Genomic DNA, 25,453 nt, shown 5'->3' on the forward strand with positions numbered 1-25,453 from the left:
GCTGTTACCCAGTCCTCTTCGGAAGGCTGTGCCTTATCTGTGTACTGGAGCTCATAAGAGTCGCCCTCTTCCAGAACAGCGTCAAAACGGAATTTGAAGCTGTTTGCAGATTCTTTATACATCTCTAAGCCAGTTACATTCTTAGGTGCCTTTTCTGCATCTGTAGAGAAGGAGACAGCTGCAGGTTTCAGTTTTGCAACCTCTTCCTCTTCCGGTCTGTCTGCACTGCTCACTGCACGAACATAATAGGTTTTTCCTGCTTCCAGATTACTGTTGTTTTTGCTGATCTTCAGTTTCGCAGAACCAGCTGAGCCATCATAATAGAAGCTGCTCCAGTCACTTACCATAGTTGCAGTAGTAAATTCTGCGCCTGTTGCGATCTGATACCATACGCTGTCTAAATCAACCTTTGCACTGTATGTGAAATAATAGTACTCATCGTCAGCTTTTACATACTGAAGATCTGTGATCGGCTGAAGAGCATCTACTGTAAATGCAGCGGACGGTGCTGACCAGTCGCCTTCTACGGTCTTTGTGACTTTCTTTCCGTCTGTATCAACGGTATAAGTGCGTACTGCACGTACCTGGAAGGCATAGGATTCTCCAGGAGCCATTGCTTTGATCGGATCGCCCTTCTCATCTCTTACACGGTCAAATGAAACCTTAGGATCTGTTGTATATGTATACAAATCTTCATCTTTAAGCTCTGACAGGGAAACACTTGGGAAATTACCGCGTCCGACGCTGTAGTAGGTCTTATCAACAGTTCCGTCATCCTTCAGAGAAGCTGAGCTCACGTATTCACGGCCGGCAGAATCTTTTACAAGGATTTCATAGCGGTTTACATTGTCAAGTGCGTTCCAACGCAAGGTTGGCTCACTAGCCTCTGTGTTTACATTTACACCGGAAACAGCTGCAGGCTTCTCACTGGTACCTGCATCTGAAGCGGTTACTTTGTATGCAAATGCATTGGACCAGTCTCCGTATACTTCCTTACCATCCTCTCCGATCTTAACGGCACGAACAGAAAGATTATAGGTCTTTCCGTCTTCAAATGCATAAACAGGCTGACCGGTAGCCGGATAAATAACAGGTTCCAGAACTCCGTCTACACTTGTATAAGTTCTATAATCAGACTCATCAAAGGAATATCTGGTGCCGCTTACTCTGGTATACCTGCCACTCTTCCGATCGGATGCCAGTGACTCAAAGTACTCACGTCCAGCTTCGTCTGTAATCTTAATCTCATAGCTGTCTGCATTCTTATCCGGATTCCAGCTGAGAACATAAGAAGAAGCTGTTACACCGGAGACTTTCTTCAGGCTTGTATCTACAGCTTTATAAGTTACTGTATAAGCGTCAGACCATTCACCTTCCTGCTTCTTGTTTGCACCATTCTCATATCTGTAATTAATTCCGCGGACACGGATGGTATAGGTTTTACCTCTTTCAAATTTGAACTCTCCGTAGGTTCTTCCTAAATAGAAGTTTGGATAGGAATAATTGGAATCTGTTGTAAAGGCAACTTTTCCATCTACTTCAACTTCGTACTGGGATACATATGTATTCTGGATACGGTTCCAGCTTACATATTCATATTCATCGTTGTATTTGAAATTACCGGTCTTCTCTGGTACAAGACTGCCGCTGTCGTCTGCTTCTACAACCAGCTCATTGGACCAGTCGCCTACCTTCTTCTCGTCGCCGGAGCCCGTATATGCACGGACTTTAACGGTATATTTCTTGCCTTTCTGGAAAGCACCGATATATTTTCCGTCTGCATCAGAAGCGACTTCATAAAGACCTGTGGTGTCGTTCTTTTTAAGCAGATAACCGTAATTCTCATAGAAATTGAGCCAGTTACCTGAAGTAGTTACATAGGAGGGTTCCTTTGCTCCATATGCATAAGAATAATATTCATTTCCAGCTTCATCCTTAATGGAAACCTCGAGGTTCTGGTTCTCGCCGGATACCTGAATCTGATTCTTTCTTTCAGCTGCATAAATTGTCACACTCTTCGGCTCAGCGACCTTCTTTGCGTAGGTATAATCTACAGCGTCAGACCATTCACCATATGCAACAGTTCCATCTGCGCTGTTACGGTTTACGGCGCGAACGGAAACCTTGTATGTCTTGCCATTCTCAAGACCTGCAATATATCCGTCTTTACCATCTGGTTTGTATACAAGGTTTCCTTCTGCGTCAACCTTGAACGGCTGCATGGTAAGATTTGTAAGACTATAGCTTAAGTTGACTGTGGACGGATAACCGGTCTCTGGCTCGCTTGCATTATAATAGTAGCGGTAAGTGTACTCTCCGTCTGTTACACGGATCTGGTATTCATCTGCCTTCTGGTCTGCATACCAGGTAAGAACATTCTTATCCTCCTCATCAAATGCAACATGTCCGATCTTGCCAGGTGCCTCTGCATCAAAAGCAGCAACCTCGTCGGTGCTTCCGCTCTCTTCTGCGTCTGCAACTGCCTCACTGTCACCGAAGCCCTCCTCGGTAACAGCTGCCACTGCGGCTTCATCTCCGAAGCCATCTGCCTCTACAGTAGCTTCCTCTGTGGTGTCCGCTTCCGCTGCCGGAGACTCAGATACGAAATCTCCTCCATCTGTAAAATCTGACGCCAGAAGTGGTGTCGGTGCGGAAGTTGCGGTCATTGCCGCTGCAATTGCAATGGCAACAGACTTATTGAGTGTTTTCAAATCTTTCTTCATACATTTCCCTCCATGAATTAAATTTATTGAAATTGATCAATAAGTAGTATGGGGAAATTATAGCGTATTACTCCGTTTTAGGCAAGTGTTTTGTGAATAATTTATGTATTTTGTGCAAATAAGCACACATTACCCACACCCATTTGTATTTTTCTGATATTTTCTCTTTTTTCTGACAATTAAGTGTTTTCTTTACATTTTGACTATTTTAGTGTTTTTTCATATTCCGTCAAAATACTGTTCATTTCGTAGCGCTTTAACTGTCTGATCAGTTCTTCTGCATTAATATGAAGCCGCATATCTTCCAGGCTTTCTTTTATCTCAATGTCATGTTTCATAGTTGCCAGCTGTTCGCTTAAGTATACCATCTCTTTATTTGTTTTCAGTGCTTTCAGAGGGCTTCTGCCTATTCCAAGGTTTTCTTTCCAGAAAGTATTCAGTTCCTTTTCTTTCTTTGCCACGTCTTCGCAGTCCTCAATTGCTTCATAGATCGCGTCCAGGGTTTTATATTCTGCTACAAGCGGCGCTGCTGCTGAGGAAACGCCCTTACAGCCTGGAATTCCATCGCCTGGATCTCCAGTGATCGCCAGAAGCACAGGAATCTGTTCCGGATATACCCCTTCCTCAGAACAGACAATTTCCGGTGTATATTCAAATACATTAGAAGGGAGTTCCTCGTAAGCCTCTTTTCCAAACAGGCCATATGCATCCTTTAAGTTCTCCAGCTTATCCTTCGTAACAACACGCCACATGCGGGTATATTCGCTTACCAGCTGAAAATAATCGTGATCCTTGGTAAGCACATAAGTCTGCAGATCCGGGCCCTGGAATTTCTCCACAAGAGATGCCGCATAATCGTCAGCCTCATAGTCCTGGCTCATAAATACCGGACAACCGATTGCTTTCAGAAGCTCTTCCATCTGAATAAACTGTTCTTTTAATGGCTGGGCAGTCTCCTTGCGATTGGCTTTGTAAAAATCGGCGCCAAGCTGGGTGCGGCGGAAAGTATCTCTTGTCATGTCAAAGGTAAATGCCACGTATTCCGGCTTTACCTTCTTATAGACAGCCAGAAGGGTGCGAAGCATGGTGAACATGGCATTTGTGTATTTTCCATCGGAGGTGTGCAGGATTTCCGGATAGTGTCTCTCTTTTTCCTCGTCTGTCTTTGCGAAAAGGATAGATTTGGGAAGATTTCCGTAATAGGATGTGGACAGCATGGAGGAGCCGTCGATGATCAGAAATTTTGGCATGATTGTTCTCCTTCTATGATTATTTGACCATTTCCTAACAAAGTGTTGATTTTTACACACTGTCAGGAAATGTCTTTCCAATATCTGATATGATATCAGACCTGTGATTTCTCTCAATTTCTCTGTAAGTATACCATAAATTTATCTTATCTGAAAAATTTCCAAAAATTTTTTCAGATTTCGTGTTATTTCTTTCTCTGGTTTTCGTATATATAGTGAAGGGAGCAGAAAACAAAATTATTTCTGAATTCCCGCTCTACGTAGAATGAGGAGGTACTCAATGAAAAAAATAATTTTAACCTTATCCGGCGTTCTCTTTGTGATCGTCACCGGATGCTCGCTGCTGATCTGCATGATGAACGGAATTCCGAATTTGGATCAGCCGGCTGCTGCCTTTTACCTGGCGAAAGCAATTCTGTTATCCTTTAGCCTTCCTCTGGTAACCTTAGGTCTCTTCGTACACTGTTTGCAGCTTAGACGAAAGCTTGATAAGAAGAACCTGTTGTTCCGGAATGCGATGAAGGAGCTGATAAAAAATCGCCAGACCAGCTGCAGGGATTCTGGAGATTCTGATTTCCAGAGCTTTAAAAATTCACTTACCTGTCTGTTCTGTGCCTTTGCCGAAGATTCCGATCTCAGCGAAGAAGATCAGAAGGACTTGCTGGATTTTATTGACAAATTTTAAGTGAGGGACTTGCATGCTTTTAATCTGTATGAGCATAGCAGGAACAGTGCCACTGATCATCTGTCTCCTGCTATTGCTTCTCCAAAGGAAAAAATTTTCATACCGGCTTGGCTGGAACCTGGTGTTTCTGAGTCTGGCGGGGTATTTGATACCGTTTCAGGTGGTTAAATATCTGATGCCAACAGATGTTTTGAGAAGAACAGATGCTCTTGCAAACATCTCTTATTACATCAATTTTGATGACAAAGGATCAATTTCTTATCACGGAATCTCATTATGGATGTCCGACTGGATTCTTATGATTGGATTATGCTGGCTATTTTTTATATCAGGCTTCAGTATCTACGAAATCATAAAGTATCACCGGCTCACGCGAAAGCTGAAAAAGATTACTGAGAAAAGAACTTGTTTCTTACCTGGAATCGGGGATGTAGAATACCGTATTTCTCCCCTTATTGGTTCTCCTTATACTATAGGTTTCCTGAAACCTTTCATTGTCGCGCCGGAGAGCCTTGAGGATTCCAGATTGTCAGAAATGATTATGCGGCATGAATACTCGCACCTGCGCCGCCATGACTCAGCTGTAAAGCTGCTCTGCCTGTTAGCCATTTGCCTTCATTTTTATAATCCGTTAACATTGCTTACGCTTCTGCTTTACACCAGCTTTTCCGAAAATATTGCAGATCAAGCCGCCACTGAAGGTTTCACCACGGAGGAGAGAAAAGCCTACGCAGTCGCTCTCGTGAATCTTTCCGCAAGAAACAGACAGGTTCCTGTAGTCTGGAAAAACAACTTGTTGGGGGCCAAACATACGATGAAAAGGAGAGTGGAATTTATTATGATGAAGAATAGGAAAGCCAGTAAAATTGGTACTGCTGCGGCAATATTGGCATCTGTGTTTTTGAGTGGGACTACGGTGTTTGGATATGCGCCGATGCAGACGACGGAAGTTGCTGATTCTGTCATTATTCCTGTAGATGCTTCATTTATTGATACTGAATCTCAAGATAACATATTCGAATATTCAAATATTTATTTCGAAACAGAAAGCCATGAAAATATCTCAGTTAATGAATCAGATTTAGAACCACGTGCCCTTATATGCACTCACGATTTTAAATCAGGTTATTCAGATTTACATTATCCTCAAAGCAACGGTGGCTGTGTCGTTAAAACTTACACTGCAAAAATCTGTCAAAAGTGCAATCACCTTGTCATCATGGATTATGTTGGCACACGCACCTACGCCAAATGCCCACACAAATAATCGCCTGCACTAACTTTAATGGGAGGAAGTTAGCCCAGCCGAATTATTAAATCATTCACACTTACCCAATTATGTCATTTTCCATTATTATCTTTCGTGAAGCTCAGAGGGAACGGAAGCTAAAAATGAGCCAGGGAAGCGTTTCGCTTTCCCTGGCTCTTACCCGTTTCAGAAACATATTATAACATTTCTCTTCTTTCTTTCCATCACGCCGCTTTCCCGGTACCCTTCAGCTGTCCATGCACCGTCCGTCTCACAAACACAAAGCAGATCACCTGCAACACAATGGTAATGAACCAGGATGCCGGATAGGAAATAAACAAGGTGTACAGGCTTCTGTGCTGTGGGAATATCCAGAAGATCCACACAATTCTAGTACCAACCGTACCGATAATAGAAAGGATCATAGGCACACCGGAATGTCCCATTCCCCGGAGAGCGCCAGGAAAAAGATCCATGATTCCACATAAGAAATAGGGCACTGTGGTGATGGAAAGAATTTCCACACCGCATCGGATAACCTCCGGATCCTCTGTGTAAACCTTCAGGATCTCACCGCCACACATGTAAGAGCCGCATCCCAGCACAAGGGCGATCACAAAGGACAGGATTCCGCAGTCCAGCAGCACTCTGTCCATACGTTTATATTTCCCAACGCCATAATTCTGGCTGGTAAAGCTCATACAGGCCTGCGTGACCGCATTTACAGACGCATACAAAAATCCCAGAATATTATTCGCCGCCGTATAACCAGCCATAGCAGTGGAACCAAAGGAATTTACAGAAGACTGCAAAAGCGCATTGGAAATGTTAATAACCGTACTCTGCACTCCTGCCGGTATTCCCACCTGGAAAATCTGTACCAGATAAAATTTCTTCATGCACAATCTGGAAAAACGAAGCTGATAACTGCTGTCCGTCATATACAGACATCTAAGAACCAGAATACAGGAAATCAGCTGGGAAATAATGGTCGCAATGGCAACACCTGCAACACCCAGATGAAACACGATCACCAGAATCATATTCAGCACCGCGTTGGTCACACCAGCCACGACCAGGAACATCAGCGGACGCCTGGTATCCCCTACCGCACGCAGAATAGCTGCGCCATAGTTATAAAGCATAAAAAACGGCATTCCCAGGAAATAAATCCTCATATACAAAGTGGACTGGTCAATCACATCCGCAGGCGTTCCCATAACCTCCAGTGCCCATCTTGAAAAAACAAGTCCTACAGCAGCCATCGCCACACCACTGACCAAAGCCAGTGTAACAGACGTATGTACCGTTTCCGACATCTCCTTCGCCTTACCTGCCGCATAGAACCTGGCAGCCAGTACATTAGCTCCCAGTGAAACACCAATAAAAAGATTGGTAAATACATTGATCAAAGCGGTAGTAGAACCAACTGCTGCCAGGGCCTGACTGCCGGAAAACCGTCCCACCACAATAATATCCACAGCATTGAACATCAGCTGCAGAATTCCGGAAACCATCAGCGGAATGGCAAAAGAAACCAGCTTGTCCATAATGGTTCCGTTACACATATCAATTTCGTACTTATTCTTACTCAACTCTATCGCTCCCTCATCCATATGCCAGCACCACCGGAAGTCCCTTCCGGTCTGCCGCCAGAGTATATAAAAAGCTCTGGCAGGTACTGGCTCACATCATCCTTTCTGTCCTCGAAGCCATTTTTCAAGGACAGAATAAATCACATTCATGTCAATTGGCTTAGTCACATAATCACTCATCCCACACTCTGCAGCCCGGCTCTCATCCTCCTGGAACACATTTGCGGTCATGGCGATCACCGGAATATTTTTCCAGTAATCGCTCTTTCCTGCACGGATATTTGCCGTGGCCTCATAACCATTCATCACCGGCATCTGAATATCCATGAAGATCAGTTCATAATAATTCTCCGGCCGGGTTCCAAGAAGCTTGATCGCCTCCTGTCCATTCTCTGCCACATCCACGATCAGACCGGATTCGGACAAAAGCTCGTAAGCAATCTCCCGGTTCAGCTCATTGTCCTCCACCAGCATGATCCTGCGACCCTTCAAAAAGCCCGGATCCTTTTCCTTCTCTTCACCAGCCTCTGCTGCCAGTAAGGCCTGGTCAGCCTCCTTCTCTTCTCCCACAAGCTTCAGATCCAGCCGCACAAGAAACGTCGTACCTTTTCCCTGAATGCTCTTTACCTCAATACTTCCACCCATCTGCGCAATAATAGACTTGGCAATAGAAAGTCCCAGTCCTGTTCCCTGGGTAGCATTTGTCATGCTGTTATCTTCACGGGAAAAAGGCTCAAACAGCTTCTTCTGAAATTCTTCCGACATTCCGATTCCATTATCCTTCACCACAAAAGAATATCTTGCTTTGCCCTCTGCAAAGCTATTGCCCTGGGTTACCTTTACCTGCACACATCCATGCTCAGGCGTGTACTTCACTCCATTTGAAATCAGATTGATCAAAACCTGCCTGAGTCTTACCGGATCTGCCAGCACATGATCGTCCCGGATTTCTTCTATATCCATATCGAAAATCTGTTGTTTATCAACAGCTGCCTGACGGCATACTCCATCCACAATTTTCATGGTTTTGCTCAGGTACAGTGGTTCCTCATGAAGCGTCGTATCCCCACTCTCAATTTTCGACATATCCAGAACCTCATTGATCAGCTCCAGAAGGTGTCTGGAAGAATCGTCGATCTTCTGAAGACAATCCAGAATACGCGCAGGATCGTTCAGATGATTCATGGCGATCTGGGTCATACCAAGTATTCCATTCATAGGAGTGCGGATGTCATGGGACATACTGCTGAGGAAAATGCTTTTTGCCTTGTTTGCCTCTTCTGCAGACTGATATGCCTCCTTCAGACTGTTCATCAGCTGTTCATTTCTGCTGTGGCTTTCCTGAACATCTGTCGCGATCACAGTCATCATGCCAGGCATAACATTTTCCTCGTCCAGACAGATAAACTGGAACCGCACCCAGCGGTAAGCATCTTTTGCCCTGATCCGGGCTTCACACTCATAGCTGCCCTCCTGCTCCAGAAATATATGGGAAAGCTCTGACAGTCTGATTTTCAGCCGTACTTTTTCCCAATCACCCGGTTCGCAGTTTGGCGCCAGATATTCTTTCAGGAAGTCTCCATAATAACCGTCCGGAATCTTTTTATCCAGAAGTCTCTGGTTTCCGCGGTAGTATACCTTGTATTCGCCAGACATCATATCCACATACAAAATGATCAGAGAATTCCTTGCCAGTGCTCCAAGAAGCTGACGGCTCTCGTTTCCGCTTTTGTGAAGGAAATCGAGAATCGTATCTCCCTCTTCATCACTTTGCTTCCGGCTGCTGGCTTCCCAGTTTTCAATATCTGTGAACAACCTGCTCTCTTCTATTTCAGTTTGATCTACTGCCTTGCCATATACCGAATAACAGGTACGGATGCGTCCCGCTCCCAGCAGATATCTGAGATCTGCCTGCAGTTCTTTGTCCTCTTCCAGAAACTCCACCAGCTCCGGACAATAAACAGAACCCTTTCCCCAGGAAAACTCCTCCGCTACCTGTTCCAGCTTCTTGGCATTCTTATAGCTTCGTCCCACAAAGTCAGTGGCTGCATCCAGACAATCGCTGATATGCAGTATTTCAATAAGAATACGCTCATTTGACCTGGTATTGTCAAAATCTGCCGGATATCCTATTTTTCCATCCCAGGATTTGTGATGTCCCAGAACAGCATCCCGATATTTGCGAAGAGCCGGAATCTCCTCGACGAATTTAGCCCCTTCACAGGGATGGCTGAAAATACCATTCTTTTCCCTTTGTGTCAGCTGCCGTGACTGCTTGTTCACAATAGATGCAAGTCTGATCATTCCAATATCCAGAAGCTGTGCAGACTGGGAAACATAGTCCAGAATCGTCTCCTGATTTTCCAGCACTTCCACCACATTCTCATAACCAAAGGTTCCAATCAGAAGCTCCGGCCGCTTTTTCATCACTACATTCAGAATTCGCCTGGCAATCTGCTCCACCATTGCACTGTGCATGGCAGTGCCTTCATCCCGGCTTACCATGATCTGCATAAGAACCAGGGTGTTTATTTCATCTCCGGTAATATATTTCAACACATCCCTGAGAGAACGCCATACTACATCATTCACAAAGGTATCGTTTTCTGTCCTGGACAGCCTGCGAATAGCATGCACATAATTGGATACACAAAAATCACGGAGATCTGGTGCTCCGTGATATTCATCCGCATATTTCTCCAACAATTCCAAAATCGTCGGCAGATGGTTGATCGCAACCTGAAAATAGCGGCTGTCAGAAAAAGACACTCCCTCCTGGCTGTCCAGATCGTCATGCTCCATACTGTGTTCACAGAATTTCCGATAATCCTCCAGAAGCTCTGTGCAGGTTATCTTCCCCTGATAGAACAGACAGGACTTATAATTACAGTATATTTCATCCAACATTTCGTAGGGCTCCGGATTCTTCTCAAGCTCACGCTGATAATATTCTTCCAGAACCCGGGATGCTCTGGAAAGAAGCTTCGGATCAATCTCCCTCACGGTAAATCTCAGGACTGAATTTCCAAGAAGATCATAATTCAGTTCTTCGATCAGTTCATCAAAATCAAACCTCTCTCCGTCTAATTCCCGGACTTTCTCATCATTATAAAATTCCAGTGCCTCATCAATGTACTGCAAAAGCTCCTTGGACGTGTCCAGGTTAAAGTTCATCAACACGATCGGAAAATTATAATAGGAAAAAAGGATTCGCTTCCTTACGTCAAAATCCTCAATCTCAAAATATCTGGAAGAAAGTGCCCGCAGTCTGTCAAAATACATGGCTCCTTTCTTTCCATCTTCATCACTGAAGGGACGGTTATAAAAATTTCCCAGAAGATTCAGGGTCCAGATATAAGAGTCCAGATCATCACTTTTCTGAAAATATCCATCCAGAAGCTCCAGAATTTCCAGCATGGCAAGGTTATCCTCATAGCCCTCCTCATCGGCCATGCGGATCTGATGCAGAAATTCTCTCGCCAGTTCCTCGTTCAGGCTCGCCTCCCCGTCAAGGAAGGGGCGGATATACAGATTCAGAAGTGCCTCATTCTCAATGTAAAGCCTGCGCATCATTCTGGATTTGTTCTTCAGATTTTCGATCCACGCCTCCTGGTCTTCTGCCTTCAGCAGATTCTCCTGAATCTGATCTTCCGTCTTCAGATTTTCTTTGTATTTGGTGTAAAAATGAATAATATTTTCCCGCGTGATCATTCCGCCGCACCTCTTTTGGAAATACGCTCATGATTCCGGCTCTTGCACTGATACATTCTTTGATCCGCTTCCTTCACCAAATCTGCGATTTTTCCCTTTTTTTCCTCAAATGCCACAATGCCATAGGAAAAGCTGATGTTGCGGATTTCTCCGTTAATATCAAAATGGATCGGGCTCTTTTCCAGAATTTCGTTTAGCCGTTCCTGTATCTGCTCCGGCTCCAGTGCAGACAAAATAAGGAACTCATCTCCTGCATACCGGTACAGAAGATCCTGCCTGTCCATAGCACACTTCATATTCTCTGCAAAACACACCAGGTAACGGTCTCCGTTTTCATGGCCATAGCAGTCATTGATCAGCTTCAGATAATCCAGGTCAATAAATACAAGGCTGCCCTTCTTATGATTCTTCATAAAGCGCTTGCTGTTGTGGTCAAAAGCCGCACGGTTCAGACAGCCGGTAAGGGCATCCTTCTCCATGGACACCTTCAGGCGTTCAATCCGAAGCTCCTCACGGGTAAGGAGACGTACCATCTGGTCGTAATTCTCCTTCTCCTGCTCCAGAGACTCCAGATACATTCTCTCGAATTCCGGTATCTGTCTCCGAAGCTCTTCCCGGTCACTTCCGTATGCAGCCGTGCGCATAAGCTTATAAACCGGACAGAAGCTTCCGCTGAAATTCCGGGCATTCTTAATGTAGCTGCCAATACGTATAATATCGTCCCAGCGTTCTTCCTCCGCCATTACCTGAAGGAACTCTCCGAAATAGCAGACGCAGAAGCTTAAGGTATCCCTGGCACCCTCCCCGGCTTCCATTTTCTTCATATAGCTGTTAAATTCTTCCGCAATGACCGCCTTGTCTTTTTGCTGGTAAAGGCGAAGATACAAGTCCGTAAATTCCTTCTGAAGCAGGAAAAAGGCTCTGCCATCTTCAGGAATCTCCCGTTCTGTAAGAATCGCCTGCATATCCACTGCCGCCTGCTCCGCGCCTGCAACATCTCCCATGCCCAGCTTCACGTAAACCTTGCTGTCATAATAGACCAGCTCATTTAAAGTATCCGAATTCCAGAAATCCACACTGCTGTCACAGGGATCCAGTCTGGAAATATCCATCATTTTCTCCAGATAAAAATCCGCCTCAAAAAACAGTCCACAGTCTGAAAAAGCGGCTACGATAGTGTTATAAACAGATTTCAGAGGGGATCTTAAGGTAAATCCGGAATTGGCATATTTCAGGCCATATTCCACAATCTTCGGGGGAAAACCAAGGCAGAAATAAAGTCTTACCAGGGCAAGATAAAGTCTGGATTTCTCCTTGGAACGCTCCATGTGAACTCCGGCCTCCCGGCAGATTTCGATCAGAGGATAGGCATATTCCCGAAAATTATAGGCAAAAATCCCATAACTTATATAATAGATTTCTTCTGTATAAACAGTAAAATCCGATATCTGCTTCAGCTCCTCCACACAGCGTGCCACATCCTCTTTTGTCCAGGTTCCTGTTTTTACTTTATTTTTTATTTCTTCAACTGTATACATACAAGTTTTATTCTCCTGCTTATTACTGTTGTTAATTCGACAAAAGACCCGGTGAGTTTAATAGATCACCCGGTCTCTTCCCTGTTCTTTGCCCATATAAAGTTTCGCATCCACATTTTTCAGCAAGGTGTCTATATTGGACTTGAAATCATTCTCCTCCACGCCAAACGTCATAGTAACCGGAATCCATTCTCCCCTCCAGTCAAACAGATCGTTGCCCAGCTTCATGCGAAGAGTGTTGAGCATAAGGCATACTTCGTCTCCGTTCATATCCGGGAAAAAGAAGATGAATTCTTCGCCTCCCCAGCGGCACAATTTGGCATGCTCACCCAATTCCCGGCTCATGTGCTGTGTGATCCATACCAGTACCGCATCTCCGCAGTCATGTCCCCAGTGGTCATTAATTCTCTTAAAGAAATCAATATCGCCCATACCAATGGTAAACGCCATAACAGGCTCTTTCCTGCGCTTCTCCGTAATGTACTGTATCATCTGACGGCGGTTCCACAAACCTGTCAGCGGATCGGTCCCTGCCTGTTTCTTCAACTGCTCATTATACAGCACCAGCTTCTTCTCCGCAGATTCCACATTGGAGCTGAACATACTGCACGCTACAGCCATAAGCACAAACGTCACAATGGTATTTATGATCTGTAATACAACTGTAGCCGTTTCTGTCAGGGCAAAAACAGAAATATTTACCCTGCAGTACAAAAACAGGCTGAATCGTACTGCGAACAGAACTACTGTATAGCTGACCTTATACACAAGAGAATTGTAGACAGCAAAATATACCAGTACCAGCATCTCAAACATCAGATGCTGAATACCGCAGTCCCATCCATAGAGAATAACAAACACAATCACCCATGCCAGCTGCAGACTACTGCAGACAAGCACACTGGTGTGTACCTTCAACCGGTATGTTGCATAAAAAGCAGCAACCGACATTGCTGCGAAAATATATCCTGTCCAGACCTCTGTCTTCGGTCCCACAATGCAGAATACTAACGGAATGATCAGAAAATAAAGTCCCAGAATCAACAATATAATTCTGAGAAGGAACAATATACGCTGAGGCTCATTCTCATGAACTGCTTCTTTCCTCAACAATGCATTAAATTTCCTGCACAGCCCTTTAACCATTACAGGTGCCGCCTTTCCCACGAGTGTTCAATATAATAATATTGCACTATTTATCACAAAAATGCAACCTTTTTTGTAATTATTTATATTATTTGCGCTTTTTACTTTACGGTTCAATGGTAACGTTCCGCAAGGTGTTTTTTGCGAACAAAGTTCACAGGAAGTCCGGGAATCTCAGCACGAAATCATGCGAATGCATGATTTCTGCGCATCGCAAAGCGTGTTACTGGTCACGAAGTGACAGTAGCCTTTTTGCCAAATATTGCTTTTTATTCATAGTCAGGATTACAGAATAAAAAAATCTGATATATAAATCTTTTGTAACGATTCGGCAGGTGCTTTAATCCTCCACTCTTGTTCCCATGTAATAGAAGCCTTTACAGGTATCCAGACGCACATTCACATACTTGCCAAGAAGATCCGGGGTTCCTGGAAAATGAACCAGCAGATTATACTGGGTTCTTCCTGTGAAAATACCCTTTTCCTTGCTCTCCGTCTCAACAAGAACTTCCTGAACCTCGCCCTGGAATCTGGAAGAGACTTCTCTTCCTTTCTCCTGAACCAGCTTTAGAAGGCGGTCAAAACGATCCTTCACCACATCCTCTGGAACCTGATCCTCCATCTTCGCCGCAGGAGTGCCGCTTCTCTTGGAATAGATAAAGGTAAATGCAGTATCAAAATCAGATTTCTCCACTACATCCAGAGTTTCCTGAAAATCCTCCTCAGTTTCACCCGGGAAACCTACAATAATATCTGTAGTCAGGGAAATATCCGGCACCGCTGTACGGATTTTCTCCACCAGTCCCAGATACTTCTCCTTATCATAATGCCGGTTCATGATCTTCAGGATACGGCTGCTGCCAGACTGCATAGGCAGATGCAGATGATGGCACACCTTCCTGCTCTTACTCATATATTCGATCAGCTCATCAGATAGATCCTTCGGATGAGAAGTCATAAACCGGATTCTCTTCAGCCCCTCGATCTGCTCCACCTTCTCAAGAAGCTGTGCAAAAGTCACCGGATCCTTCAAAGTCTTTCCATAAGAGTTTACATTCTGTCCCAGAAGCATAACCTCTGTAACGCCATCCGCCACCAGAGCCTCTATCTCTTTCACAATCGCCTCCGGCTCACGGCTTCTTTCACGCCCTCTTACATAAGGCACAATGCAATAACTGCAGAAATTATTACATCCAAACATAATATTCACACCGGACTTAAAAGAATAATTACGCTCTGTAGGCAGCTCCTCCACGATCTTATCCGTACCCTCCCAGATATCGATCAGCTGGCTGTCACGATTCTCCATCTCATAAAACAGCTCTGCAAACTTAAAAATATTATGGGTTCCAAACACCAGATTGACAAATGGATAATCCTTCTGGATCTTATCCACAACCTGCTTCTCCTGCATCATACACCCAAACAAAGCAATCTTCATATCCGGATTAGACTTCTTCAGACTATGCAACTTACCAAGGCGACCATACACCTTAAGATTGGCATTCTCACGAACCGTACAGGTATTATAAATCACAACATCCGCATCCTCTGTTTCCTGTCTCTTAAAACCAATCTCATCCATAATCCCTGCGACAACCTCAGATTGCTTCTCATTCATCTGACACCCAAACGTCTGCAGACAATAAGTAATCCGCCGTCCCAGCTCCCGCTCCCTCAAAGCCACCATCTCAGCCAGCTTCGCCATATAATAATACTGACGCTCTGTATCATCCTGAGGCGGTGTAATACTCGTATCTATCTTACTGAAATCAATTTCATTAAACATACTTTATTCCTTTCATAAAAAGACCCCTTGTCAAATCAAGGGGCTACTCCTGTCTATATCTAAATATTTTATCCTATTTACCCCCTTTTGTCCAGCAATTTATTTCCCCACACTAAGCACTGCCCTGCACACAAGCTCTCCATTTCCCGATCCCATCTTGCACCTTCCCACTTACACAATTATCCTCCCCCAGGCGCTGCCCGCACGCAAGCTCTCCATCCCCCGATCCCATCTTGCACCTTCCCACCTATACAATTATCCTATCCCCAGGCGCTGCCTGCAGCCGCCGTCCCTTCCCAGTAACCAGTGAGAGGAAGTGGGTGCCGTCTGGGGGCATTGCCGAAATGGGGCGTCTGGCGAGCATAGCGATCTATAAAATTGCACTGTCTGAGCCCTGCAAGGGCGAGTTTGCAATTTTATAGATCACTAGGCGGCGGAGCCAGACACCCCATTTCGGCACCGCCCCCAGACGGCACTCACTTCCTCTCACGTCCCTCGAAATCAAAAAAGGCTTCAGGGAACGCACTCACACACTCCCTGAAGCCATTCATATAGGGGAAATTACAGCTCTACGTAATGTCCCTCTGCTTCACCGTTTACTACATAATATGCCTTATTCTCTTCAGTCTTAACGTAAACTTTAATATCCTGGATATCTTCTTCTTTCTTTCCGGTCATCTCTGTCCAGGCCTTTTTCACATTTGCTACTACATCCTTAGTAGTGAATTCCTTGCCTGCATACTGAATAAAAATCTCCTCTGCTGCAACAGCCGCCTTCTTAGCAGTTCTTCTAACAGCAGGCTTCTTAGCCTCTGCCTTCCCAGCTGTCTTAGCCGGAGCCTTTGCAGTCTCCTTAACAGCCTCTTTCGCAGTCTCTTTAACGCTCTCAGTAGCAGCCTTAACAGTCTCTGTAGCTGCTTTCACAGTCTCAACAACAGCTGTCTTAACAGCCTCTGCCTTACTTGGCTCAGCCTTTACCTCTGCTGCAGCTGTAGCTTTAACCTCAGCCACAGTCTTAGCAGCCTTCTTGGCCGCCATTGTTTCTGCCTTTTTTGTAGTTCTCTTCGTAGCCATTATAATAGCCTCCTTGACGGTGAATATAATCTTCGTTTTCGCTTCTATGATAGAATACTACGAATCAATTTTTTTTGCAAGTTCTGATAAAATCCCCCTTGACAAACCATTTCTCTGAATTCATAGGTAAAAGTATACAAACAAAACCTGTTAATTTCAGGAAATCCTCGGGTACAAATCTTAAAATCCTGATAATTTTTGTTTTCTTGCACAGTTATTACCAAAAAAAGGATGGATTTTCTTATTTTTTTCGTCATCTATTTCCCTGTAAAACCTTACAATCCAAGGTTCTCAAGGTCATATTTCATATAAGCATTCAATCTTTCTTTCAATTTTTCGTGCTGGGGCAGCTCCAGCTCCCTGTCAAGCTCCAGAATTCCTCCTGCGGCGTCACTGGCAGCTTTCAGTACATCTGAATCCTGATAAATATCTCCGATCCGGAACTCCAGCTGTCCGCTCTGACGGATTCCAAACAGATCTCCCGGTCCCCGAAGCTTCAGATCCTCCCCTGCTATAAAAAATCCATCATTCGATTTATTCAAAATCTCCAGTCTTCTGGAGGTCTCTTCCTCTTCATTTCCCTGCATAAAAATACAGTAAGACTGATACGCTCCACGTCCAACACGCCCTCTCAGCTGATGGAGCTGTGCAAGTCCGAACCGCTCTGCATTTTCTACCATCATCACCGTAGCATTTGGCACATTTACACCTACTTCCACTACTGTAGTAGACACCAGCACCTGGATTTCTCCCCTTGCAAACTGTTCCATGATCCCGTTCTTTTCCTTGGGCTTCATTTTTCCATGGAGCATTCCAATGGTGATGTCTGATGGGAAAATCTCCCTCAGCCGTGCTGTATAGTCCGTCACGTTTTCCCCGTCTGCCCCCTCACTTTCTTCTACCATAGGGCAAATCACATATGCCTGGCGCCCTTCCCGCACCTGCCTTTCTATAAAGGAGTAGGCTTTCGGGCGATAAGATGTGCCAACTACACAGTTCTTAATCGGGAGACGCATGGCAGGAAGCTCATCTATAATGGAAATATCCAGATCCCCGTATACAATGATTGCAAGAGTTCTGGGGATGGGAGTGGCACTCATAACCAGCACATGCGGTGCATTTCCCCTGGTGGTCAGCGCCTCTCTTTGCTTCACGCCAAAGCGATGCTGCTCATCAGTGATCACAAGACCAAGATTCTCGTACACCACTTTTTCCTGGATCAGGGCGTGAGTTCCAATGATCACATTTGCCTCCCCGGATGCAATTTCTCCATAGATTCTTCTTTTCTCTTTCTGGGTGGTTGAGCCAGTAAGAAGAACCGGATGGCAGGATGAAATCTCCTGTTCCTCCATCAATTTCGTAAATGCTTCAAAATGCTGATTTGCAAGTACCTCTGTGGGCACCATCAATGCTGCCTGATAGCCATTTTCCACAGTAAGGATCATTGCCAGAAAAGCCAGAATCGTTTTTCCGCTTCCAACGTCGCCCTGAACCAGCCGGGACATAAGGGTATGCCCGCAAAGGTCTCTTTCGATCTCATGCCAGGCGTTTAGCTGTGCCTTTGTCAGATGATAAGGAAGACCTTCCATAACCTGTTCTGTGGTCCATACCGGCTTCATGGGAAAAGCATTGGGAGCTTCTTCTGTTTTTCCCTTCAAGATCTGTACTGCCAGAATAAACAAAAGAAATTCGTCAAACACAAGGCGTTTTCGCGCCGCCAGAAGTTCCTGCATATTGCCTGGAAAATGGACAGTAGAGATGGCATAATTATCATCTGCCAGGTGATAAAATTCCTTAATCTCATCTGGGAGAAATTCTGTCTGCAGGCTCTGTTCATCCAGGATCTGGTGCATCAGCTTGATTATCAGTTTGTTTGTAAGCCCTGCAGTAAGTCCGTATATGGGCTGCATGCTGTGAAGGATTTCCTCATAAGCCGCCGGAGTAAAAATCTCCGGATGCTCCATCTCCAGGTGACCTTTTTTTCTGGAGATTTTGCCGCGGAAAATGAAGCAGCTGCCTTTTTTCAGGGTATTTTTTAAGTAGGGGGCATTAAACCATACCACAGGAAGTCTTCCGGTGGTATCTGCCACAGTGACGGAGATCACCTGGAGATTACGAATCCTGTTTACATAGACTCCGGCAGTGACAGTTCCACGAACAGACACCACGGAGTTCTCCTTCAAAGAACCAATTTCCTCCGGTGCCTCATATGAGTCGTAATTTCTTGGATAGTAATGGAGCAGGTCATCTGTTGTGGTGATACCGATCTTCTGAAATAGTTTTTCCGTCTTTTCTCCTACTCCTTTTAGTTCCCGAAGAAGCTTTGCCACTGTTTTTCCCCTCTTTCTGACCATTCATCTCTGTTTCCGGGTCTTTCTTCATTTGCCCGAAAAGCGTTCTCATTATTTTACAACAAAGACTGCCAATTTTCCATACTTATTTCACTTTGCACATGCTAACCACTTCGAACTCAATAACAGCTTCACGGTGCGCAAAAAACTTAATATTACCAATGAGCCTATGTTTATTGTTAAAGAAGACAGGGCGGAAATCTTCCACCCTGTCTTCCATCTCTTTATCACTCGCCGCCCTGCAGCTATTCATTAGTTACTGTTCACTCCGTGACCAGTAACGCGCTTCGCGATGCACAGAAAAACGAACCTTCTTGTGACAAGCACAAGAAGTAGCGTTTGCTACGCAAACTTAATTCTCGGGTTTTCTGTGAACTTTGTTCACAAAAAACACCTCGCGGAACGTTATCAGTGAACAGTAACATTCATTACTCAACAGAAATAATGTAATAATAAATCGGCTGTCCACCCATATTTACCTCTACTTCGCAGTCCGGATATGCTTCCTCCAGCTCTGCAGCAAGGCTCTCGGCATCCTCTTCTGTGGTCTCAGCACCGTAGTAAATGCTGATCACCTCAGAATCCTCGTCTACCATAGCTGCCACCATCTCTTTGGCAACATTCTCACGTCCCTTGCCTACTGCAAGAATTCCGTGATCACCGATTCCCATAATATCGCCCTCGTGGATTTCTTTCTCATCCAGTCTGGTGTCGCGGACTGCGTATGTTACCTGTCCGGTCTTCACCATGGATACAGCCTCCATCATGGCTTCCAGATTCTCTTCTCCGTTCATTTCCGGCTGGAAGCTGATCAGAGCTGTGATTCCCTGCGGAATCGTCTTGGTAGGAACTACCACGATCTCTTTGTCCTCGGTAAGGTCTCTCGCCTGGTTTGCAGCAAGTACAATATTCTTATTATTCGGGAAAATATAAATAGTATCTGCATTTACTTCAGCGATGGCATTGAGCATGTCCTCTGTACTTGGGTTCATGGTCTGACCGCCCTCGATGATATAATCTACATTCAGCTCTTTAAACAGGGTGGAGAGTCCTTCTCCGACGGAAACACTGATAAATCCGTATTTCTTATGCTCTTTGGCGGCTTTCACAGCAGCTTCCTTCTTCTCCTGTTCTTCCTGCTCCCGTGCAAGCTTCTCGGCATCCTTGATCAGCTTCTCCTGGTGTTCCTCACGCATGTTATCAATCTTCATGCGGGAAAGTGCACCGTAGGTAAGCGCTTTCTCGAATGCCTGGCCAGGATGATTGGTGTGTACATGTACCTTCACGATTTCATCATCTGCTACCAGTACAATGGAATCACCAATTGATGTAAGGAACTCCTTGAAGCTGTGAAGCTCCTCGTCCGGAAGAGGCTTGTTCAAAAGAATGATGAACTCCGTGCAATATCCAAATTTGATATCTGCTTCTGCCTGCTGGGAAATCCTGGTCACTGCCGGACCGGAAGATACTTTCTCAAATGCAGAATAGTCGATTTCTTTTCCAAGATAACCATCAAATGCACCACGGAAAACTTCCAGAAGTCCCTGTCCGCCTGAGTCTACTACACCTGCTTCTTTCAGGACAGGAAGCATTTCCGGTGTGCGGGCAAGTGTCTTCTCAGCATGCTCGAAAATGGCACGGAAGAAAAGCTCCAGATTCGCAGATTCCTCTGCAATCTCAGCAGCCTTTACTGCAGCCTCACGTGCTACTGTAAGAATGGTACCTTCCTTCGGCTTCATAACCGCTTTGTATGCAGTCTCTACAGCCTTCTCCATAGCAGCTGCGATCACAACTGCATCCATTTCTTTATGTCCCTTGGTTCCCTTGGTAAAGCCTCTGAGAAGCTGGGAAAGAATAACGCCTGAGTTACCTCTGGCTCCACGCAGGGAACCGGACGAAATAGCCTTGGCGAGTGTCTCCATATCAGGATCTGTAAGACTGCTTACCTCTGATGCAGCTGACATAATAGTCATTGTCATATTCGTACCGGTATCTCCATCCGGAACCGGGAATACATTCAGCTCGTTGATCCATTCTTTCTTCGCTTCCAGGTTCTTGGCTCCTGCCAGAAACATTCTGGAAAGTATCTTGGCATCTATGGTCTGTCTATCCACCACAAGTTTCCTCCTCTAATCCTAATCTATTGCACGAACACCTTCTACGTAAATGTTGATTTTCTCAATCTCCATTCCTGTAAAAGCCTCGACTTTATATTTTACATTGTTTACAAGATTATCTGCAATAGTGCTGATATTCACACCGTACGCCACGATTACATGAAAATCAAGGCGAATCTTATTATCTTCTGTGATCTTAACATTTATACCATGCTGTAAGGAATCTCTCCTGAGCAGCTTTACAAGGCCGTCCTTCATGCTGACAGCGGCCATACCGATAATACCAAAACATTCTACTGCAACGCTTCCTGCATAAGTCGCGATTACATCCGTATCAATAATGATCTGGCCAAGGCCGGAATCTATACGTCCCTTCATATGGTTTACCTCCATTAATTTGATTTTCAAAATGTATATACCATATTATACCCTTTTTTCATTCATAACACAATGTCCAATTTTAGCACGCATCCACGCAAATAGCAAATTTATTTTAAATTGTTTTAAAATTTTCCTTTTTTTGCTTGCAAAATGTTTTTCCATCTGTTAGAATATGAACTGTTGAAAAAAAGCGTCAAGGAGGTGCTATCATGGCTAAATGCGCAATTTGTGAAAAAGGTGCTCATTTCGGAAATAATGTGAGTCATTCCCATAGAAGATCCAATAAGATGTGGAAATCAAACGTGAAATCCGTTAAGGTTAAAACTGAAGGCGGAGCTAAGAAAATGTACGTATGTACTTCCTGCTTAAGATCCGGAAACGTTGAAAGAGCCTAAGAAACACCTGCCCTCACAGTTTTGTGGGGGCTATTTTTTTTGTTTCCCGGATAAGCATTTTCTAAGTGTGTTTGAAAAATCATTCCCGCAAAATATGGCACACATTTTGCAGAAAGCCTTTTTCAACAAGCTCCAGAGCAGTTTCTCCCAGACAGAAATTATTTTAATAAAATGATACCAGTGTCAAAAGGTCAAAAAGCTGTTCGTGCTTGCACGATAAGGCTTTTGAGCTTGGGACACGCCAAATATGAGAAAGTAGCAATTTACGCAGTAAATCAGCGGATTTCGAATATTTGGAGGATTGCGGGAGCAGCGTAGCTGCGTAGCAATCCGGGTATCAAATGAGTGTCAAAAGACCTTTTGACACTCATTTCATAAAATAGATCATTACATAAAATGTAAATGGGTATGAAAGGATTCGCTGATAATCTTTTCATACCCATTTTATTTACAAAATAAATGATAGCCACACAGCATACACAAAGCTGCTGCAATCAGAAGTGCGGTGGTCTCAGAGACAAGCAAGCCGATCACCATTCCAAGTCCGATGAAAAACAACATAAAACCAAGAGCTTTTCCCATAATTCATACAGCCTTGCCTCTTTGGTTTAGTATATTTTATGCTGAAATGCCACATCTGAACACATTAACTTCTAAAATAACCGCCTGTATCTTTTATAATCAGTTACCTGATCAGACAGCTGACAGATATGACTGTTTTCTTAGAGCGTGTCTGAAGCAGGATCTACAGTTTCATCCGCGCTGTTATCTCCGCCAGGTGCGAAGCGGTTTACAAAGTCAGGAACCATATCCAGAACTTTAGTAAGACCATCCTGGTTCTTTACGTTTACAAGCTTGGTGGTGCCATTCTGGATTACCAGAACTGCGCATGGGCTCATCTTTCCGGCGAGACCTCCGCCGCCATTGTTCTTTTTATCACCTGCAAATGCACCAGCGCCTACACCAAAGGATACATCCACCAGTGGAAGTATAATGGTGTCTCCTACATGGATCGCATCTCCTACCACTGTCTTCGCAGATACAAATCCATCCATTCCCTTAAACAGGGAGCTTACGGTTTCTTTAAAGTTGTTTTCGTTTTCCATTTCTAGTCCTCCTTATGCTTCCATCGGTTGATAACGTATTTTATATTTTTATTGAAGTAAATCTCTATTGCTGCCTTGATAAGCACAATGCCATAAATACGACCTTTCAGAAATACATTTCCAGTCAGCTGGTTCTCTCCATCAAAAAGCGGATTCACATGAATCCTGTTCTTGTGAAATGGAAAGGTCATACCAAGCACTGCCAGAACTGTCCCGGTAATGGCCGGATCATCGCATCCAAAAGTAACATCACCTTCCAATTTCGTTGGAAGTACATGATGGAGCAGACCTTTTGCATCTTTCCATATAAGAGAAATTGCAGCCTTGGTCCGTTCATTGGTAAGAAATTCTTTCCACCAGCCAAGCTTATCTGTGATTCCTGAAATTGTTTTCTTTATATTTTTAATTTTCTCAATTATACCTTTAATTATTGAAATAACCTTATTCCACAGATTACCCGGGAATCGGATTATTTTGCTTAGTATTTCCCAAATACGCGTAATTAAGCCGGACTTTGAAGCAGATTTGATATTTTCTTCCTGCTTCTCTGCTGATGGCTTCCCTGTCTGCGGTTCTGCTGTATTATTTTCCAACAGCACCGCCTCAGTTTTTGGCGCATGATCTTGAAAATTCTCTGCTGCATGTGCTTCAGGCTGAGATGCTTTCTTCTCAGTTTCTATGCGAGACTCTGCCATCTGCTTAGTTTTCTCTTCAGCAACAGCATTACTCACATTCGACTCTTCACCAGAAGCTTCTTTTACATCTGGCTTTTTTGTTCTGTTCTCCTGAGATATTCCCTTCGTTTGCGCAGATTTCTTTTTCCTCTTCTTTGCCTTACTCCTGGAGGTTTGGCTGACGGAGTTCTTTCTTCTGCCGCCTTTTAGCTTCTTAAGCCAGCCTTTTATAGTTTCTAATGAAACTCCAAAAAACAGGACCACCAGCTTTCCTTCTCCATTATGAAAGCAAAACCTGACGCCTATGACGTGGAACAGCCAGGTAATTCTGGCTTCCAGTTCTGTCTCCTTGAAGCTGCCGGTCTCCTTCACAGCCCTCGCCTGGTAGCGTACCGGGCAGAACAACAGAAGAAGCACTGCCAGAAGCGCAAGTCCCAGCAGGATTCCCAGTATGATCAATATAAACTTTATGAGGATCCACAGTATATGTAACATGCGCTCACCTGTTCTTAAAATATTCTTTTACCTGAAATGCACCTGTCTCCCCGTAAATATTCTTCACAATATCTACTGCCAGATCAATGGCTTCGTCTTTTCCCTTCGCCATACCAACAATCTCAGGACATCTGGCATAATAGCTCTTCTGGATCAGCATGTAGGACGGTACAATTTCAAGAAGATTTCCCGGATTCTCAGACAATGTGACCAGATAAACACCAAAAGCCACCCTGCCTGCGTCAATCCTCCTCCGTGCTTTTGCCGCGTCTTTGATTCCTTCTCCCACATAATAGTCTTCTCGCCATTTCAGCATATTCGGCACAACTCTCCTTTGTTATTACTGCTTGACATACACCTTTTGTTATATTAATGATTCCCTTCTCTGGAAATTTTAAACATTTTGCAACTATTCCGCAAAGCATTTCTTGTGAACCTCGTTCACAGAACGAACCTGTCAGATGCTAGAGCGTGTTTGAAAAATCATTCCCTAAAGCGTGTTTGAAAAAGGCTTTCTGCAAGATGTGCGTCACAATTTGTGGGAGATTTTGTCCGGAGGAGGGCGCCGTAGCGAGCTACGGCAACCGAATTCGGGCAAAATATACCGCAAAGTGGGGCGTGCAGATTGCGGGAATGCTTTTTCAAACAGGCTCTAGCAACATTATCATATAATAAAGGCTGCGTAAATCAGCTACGCAGCCTTTATTCTCCCCATGAATCAGAAATATTTCTGCTGCCTGTCCCATAATCCGGCACTTCGCAGTTCCAGATATTCCTGGTACGCCTTCTCAACGATCTGCTTCTCGTTTGCAAAACGAAGCAGATGGTAAATCTCGTGAAACTTGTAATACCCGGAGTCCACGAAAAATTCCTCTCTTTGAGGCTTGCTATGATAATTATCCGCCGTCATAAGATACCAGTGTACCTCTTTATTGACCATGTCTTCCGGCACTGTGAAATTGTACTGGCTCTTGCCTACATACTTCACAATGGAAGCTCTGACATCAGCTTCCTCCTTCACTTCCCGCAATGCGGTCTGCTCATGAGTCTCTCCTGGCTCTACGGTTCCTTTCGGTAAAACCCAGCCTTCGTAACGGTTTTTGTAAGATTTATATAGTGCAAGAATCTTACCTCGATGAATTACCACACCGCCACAGCTCGTTGCTTCTATCAT

20 protein-coding genes and 1 pseudogene are annotated in these 25,453 nt (G+C 44.4%); 4 read left to right on the forward strand and 17 right to left on the reverse strand.

Features of this window, described 5'->3' with window-relative positions; genetic code table 11:
* On the reverse strand, positions 1–2,723 hold a 2,723-nt coding region (locus AB5170_RS07980; RefSeq protein WP_368365057.1), incomplete at its 3' end, for a hypothetical protein.
* Between the two features lie 203 nt (positions 2,724–2,926).
* Positions 2,927–3,973 (reverse strand): 5'-3' exonuclease H3TH domain-containing protein, encoded by a 1,047-nt coding sequence (locus AB5170_RS07985; RefSeq protein ID WP_173735579.1) that lies wholly within the window; start codon positions 3,971–3,973, stop codon positions 2,927–2,929.
* A 280-nt stretch (positions 3,974–4,253) separates the two neighbouring features.
* On the opposite strand from AB5170_RS07985, the gene AB5170_RS07990 reads away from it, so the two are divergent.
* Both AB5170_RS07990 and AB5170_RS07995 read left to right on the forward strand, forming a co-directional pair.
* Entirely contained in the window at positions 4,254–4,658 is a 405-nt protein-coding gene (locus AB5170_RS07990) for a hypothetical protein (protein ID WP_173715990.1), read from the forward strand.
* Between the two features lie 28 nt (positions 4,659–4,686).
* Positions 4,687–5,925 (forward strand): M56 family metallopeptidase, encoded by a 1,239-nt coding sequence (locus tag AB5170_RS07995; RefSeq protein ID WP_368365058.1) that lies wholly within the window; start codon positions 4,687–4,689, stop codon positions 5,923–5,925.
* A 206-nt stretch (positions 5,926–6,131) separates the two neighbouring features.
* Here the strand turns inward: AB5170_RS07995 and AB5170_RS08000 are convergent, their stop codons facing one another.
* From AB5170_RS08000 to AB5170_RS08040, 9 genes are all read right to left on the reverse strand, one after another.
* Positions 6,132–7,502, reverse strand: coding sequence for an MATE family efflux transporter (locus AB5170_RS08000; protein WP_368361787.1), 1,371 nt, complete (start codon positions 7,500–7,502; stop codon positions 6,132–6,134).
* A gap of 96 nt (positions 7,503–7,598) precedes the next feature.
* Positions 7,599–11,213, reverse strand: a complete 3,615-nt coding sequence (locus AB5170_RS08005; RefSeq protein ID WP_368361786.1) for an ATP-binding protein — start codon at positions 11,211–11,213, stop codon at positions 7,599–7,601.
* On the reverse strand, positions 11,210–12,751 hold the full coding sequence (locus AB5170_RS08010) for a diguanylate cyclase (protein WP_173769058.1): 1,542 nt from the start codon (positions 12,749–12,751) through the stop codon (positions 11,210–11,212). The genes AB5170_RS08005 and AB5170_RS08010 overlap by 4 nt, the downstream gene beginning before the upstream one ends.
* A gap of 57 nt (positions 12,752–12,808) precedes the next feature.
* Positions 12,809–13,897, reverse strand: coding sequence for a GGDEF domain-containing protein (locus tag AB5170_RS08015; protein WP_173717765.1), 1,089 nt, complete (start codon positions 13,895–13,897; stop codon positions 12,809–12,811).
* A 340-nt stretch (positions 13,898–14,237) separates the two neighbouring features.
* Complete coding sequence (gene miaB, locus AB5170_RS08020) at positions 14,238–15,686, reverse strand: tRNA (N6-isopentenyl adenosine(37)-C2)-methylthiotransferase MiaB (protein ID WP_118578058.1); 1,449 nt, start codon at positions 15,684–15,686, stop codon at positions 14,238–14,240.
* 561 nt (positions 15,687–16,247) lie between these two features.
* Positions 16,248–16,760 (reverse strand): DUF6465 family protein, encoded by a 513-nt coding sequence (locus AB5170_RS08025; RefSeq protein WP_118578057.1) that lies wholly within the window; start codon positions 16,758–16,760, stop codon positions 16,248–16,250.
* Positions 16,761–17,035: 275 nt separating this feature from the next.
* Positions 17,036–19,114, reverse strand: a complete 2,079-nt coding sequence (gene recG / locus AB5170_RS08030) for an ATP-dependent DNA helicase RecG (RefSeq protein ID WP_173715984.1) — start codon at positions 19,112–19,114, stop codon at positions 17,036–17,038.
* A 425-nt stretch (positions 19,115–19,539) separates the two neighbouring features.
* Positions 19,540–21,225: a DAK2 domain-containing protein gene (locus AB5170_RS08035; RefSeq protein WP_148462004.1), complete on the reverse strand. Its 1,686-nt coding sequence runs from the start codon at positions 21,223–21,225 to the stop codon at positions 19,540–19,542.
* Positions 21,226–21,246: 21 nt separating this feature from the next.
* Positions 21,247–21,606, reverse strand: coding sequence for an Asp23/Gls24 family envelope stress response protein (locus AB5170_RS08040; protein ID WP_117851829.1), 360 nt, complete (start codon positions 21,604–21,606; stop codon positions 21,247–21,249).
* A gap of 212 nt (positions 21,607–21,818) precedes the next feature.
* On the opposite strand from AB5170_RS08040, the gene rpmB reads away from it, so the two are divergent.
* Positions 21,819–22,004 carry a 50S ribosomal protein L28 gene (gene rpmB, locus AB5170_RS08045; protein ID WP_118578056.1) on the forward strand — a complete coding sequence of 62 codons (186 nt, stop codon included), beginning with the start codon at positions 21,819–21,821 and terminating at the stop codon, positions 22,002–22,004.
* A 444-nt stretch (positions 22,005–22,448) separates the two neighbouring features.
* On the opposite strand, the gene AB5170_RS08050 is transcribed toward rpmB, so the two are convergent.
* The 5 genes from AB5170_RS08050 to AB5170_RS08070 all read right to left on the reverse strand — a co-directional run bounded on the left by AB5170_RS08050 (position 22,449) and on the right by AB5170_RS08070 (position 24,882).
* Entirely contained in the window at positions 22,449–22,586 is a 138-nt protein-coding gene (locus AB5170_RS08050) for a hypothetical protein (protein ID WP_173715983.1), read from the reverse strand.
* 140 nt (positions 22,587–22,726) lie between these two features.
* Positions 22,727–23,110 carry a GerW family sporulation protein gene (locus AB5170_RS08055; RefSeq protein ID WP_148462003.1) on the reverse strand — a complete coding sequence of 128 codons (384 nt, stop codon included), beginning with the start codon at positions 23,108–23,110 and terminating at the stop codon, positions 22,727–22,729.
* A gap of 2 nt (positions 23,111–23,112) precedes the next feature.
* Positions 23,113–24,279 carry a DUF2953 domain-containing protein gene (locus AB5170_RS08060; RefSeq protein WP_148462002.1) on the reverse strand — a complete coding sequence of 389 codons (1,167 nt, stop codon included), beginning with the start codon at positions 24,277–24,279 and terminating at the stop codon, positions 23,113–23,115.
* 4 nt (positions 24,280–24,283) lie between these two features.
* Positions 24,284–24,595 (reverse strand): hypothetical protein, encoded by a 312-nt coding sequence (locus AB5170_RS08065; RefSeq protein ID WP_148462001.1) that lies wholly within the window; start codon positions 24,593–24,595, stop codon positions 24,284–24,286.
* Positions 24,596–24,762: 167 nt separating this feature from the next.
* Positions 24,763–24,882, reverse strand: coding sequence for a DUF6783 domain-containing protein (locus AB5170_RS08070; RefSeq protein ID WP_334292296.1), 120 nt, complete (start codon positions 24,880–24,882; stop codon positions 24,763–24,765).
* Between AB5170_RS08070 and AB5170_RS08075 the strand changes: the two are divergent.
* Positions 24,841–24,951: pseudogene (locus AB5170_RS08075) on the forward strand (DUF6783 domain-containing protein); the annotation flags it as partial. The gene AB5170_RS08070 and the pseudogene AB5170_RS08075 sit on opposite strands and share 42 nt — an antisense overlap.
* Positions 24,952–24,997: 46 nt before the next feature.
* On the opposite strand, the gene AB5170_RS08080 reads toward AB5170_RS08075, so the two are convergent.
* Positions 24,998–25,453, reverse strand: a complete 456-nt coding sequence (locus AB5170_RS08080) for an NUDIX hydrolase (protein ID WP_021925514.1) — start codon at positions 25,451–25,453, stop codon at positions 24,998–25,000.

It is taken from the genome of Ruminococcus sp. RTP21484sp1_RTP21281st1_A8_RTP21281_210402 (assembly GCF_040914025.1).
In the GTDB taxonomy this organism is placed as follows: Bacteria; Bacillota; Clostridia; order Lachnospirales; family Lachnospiraceae; genus Blautia_A; species Blautia_A faecis.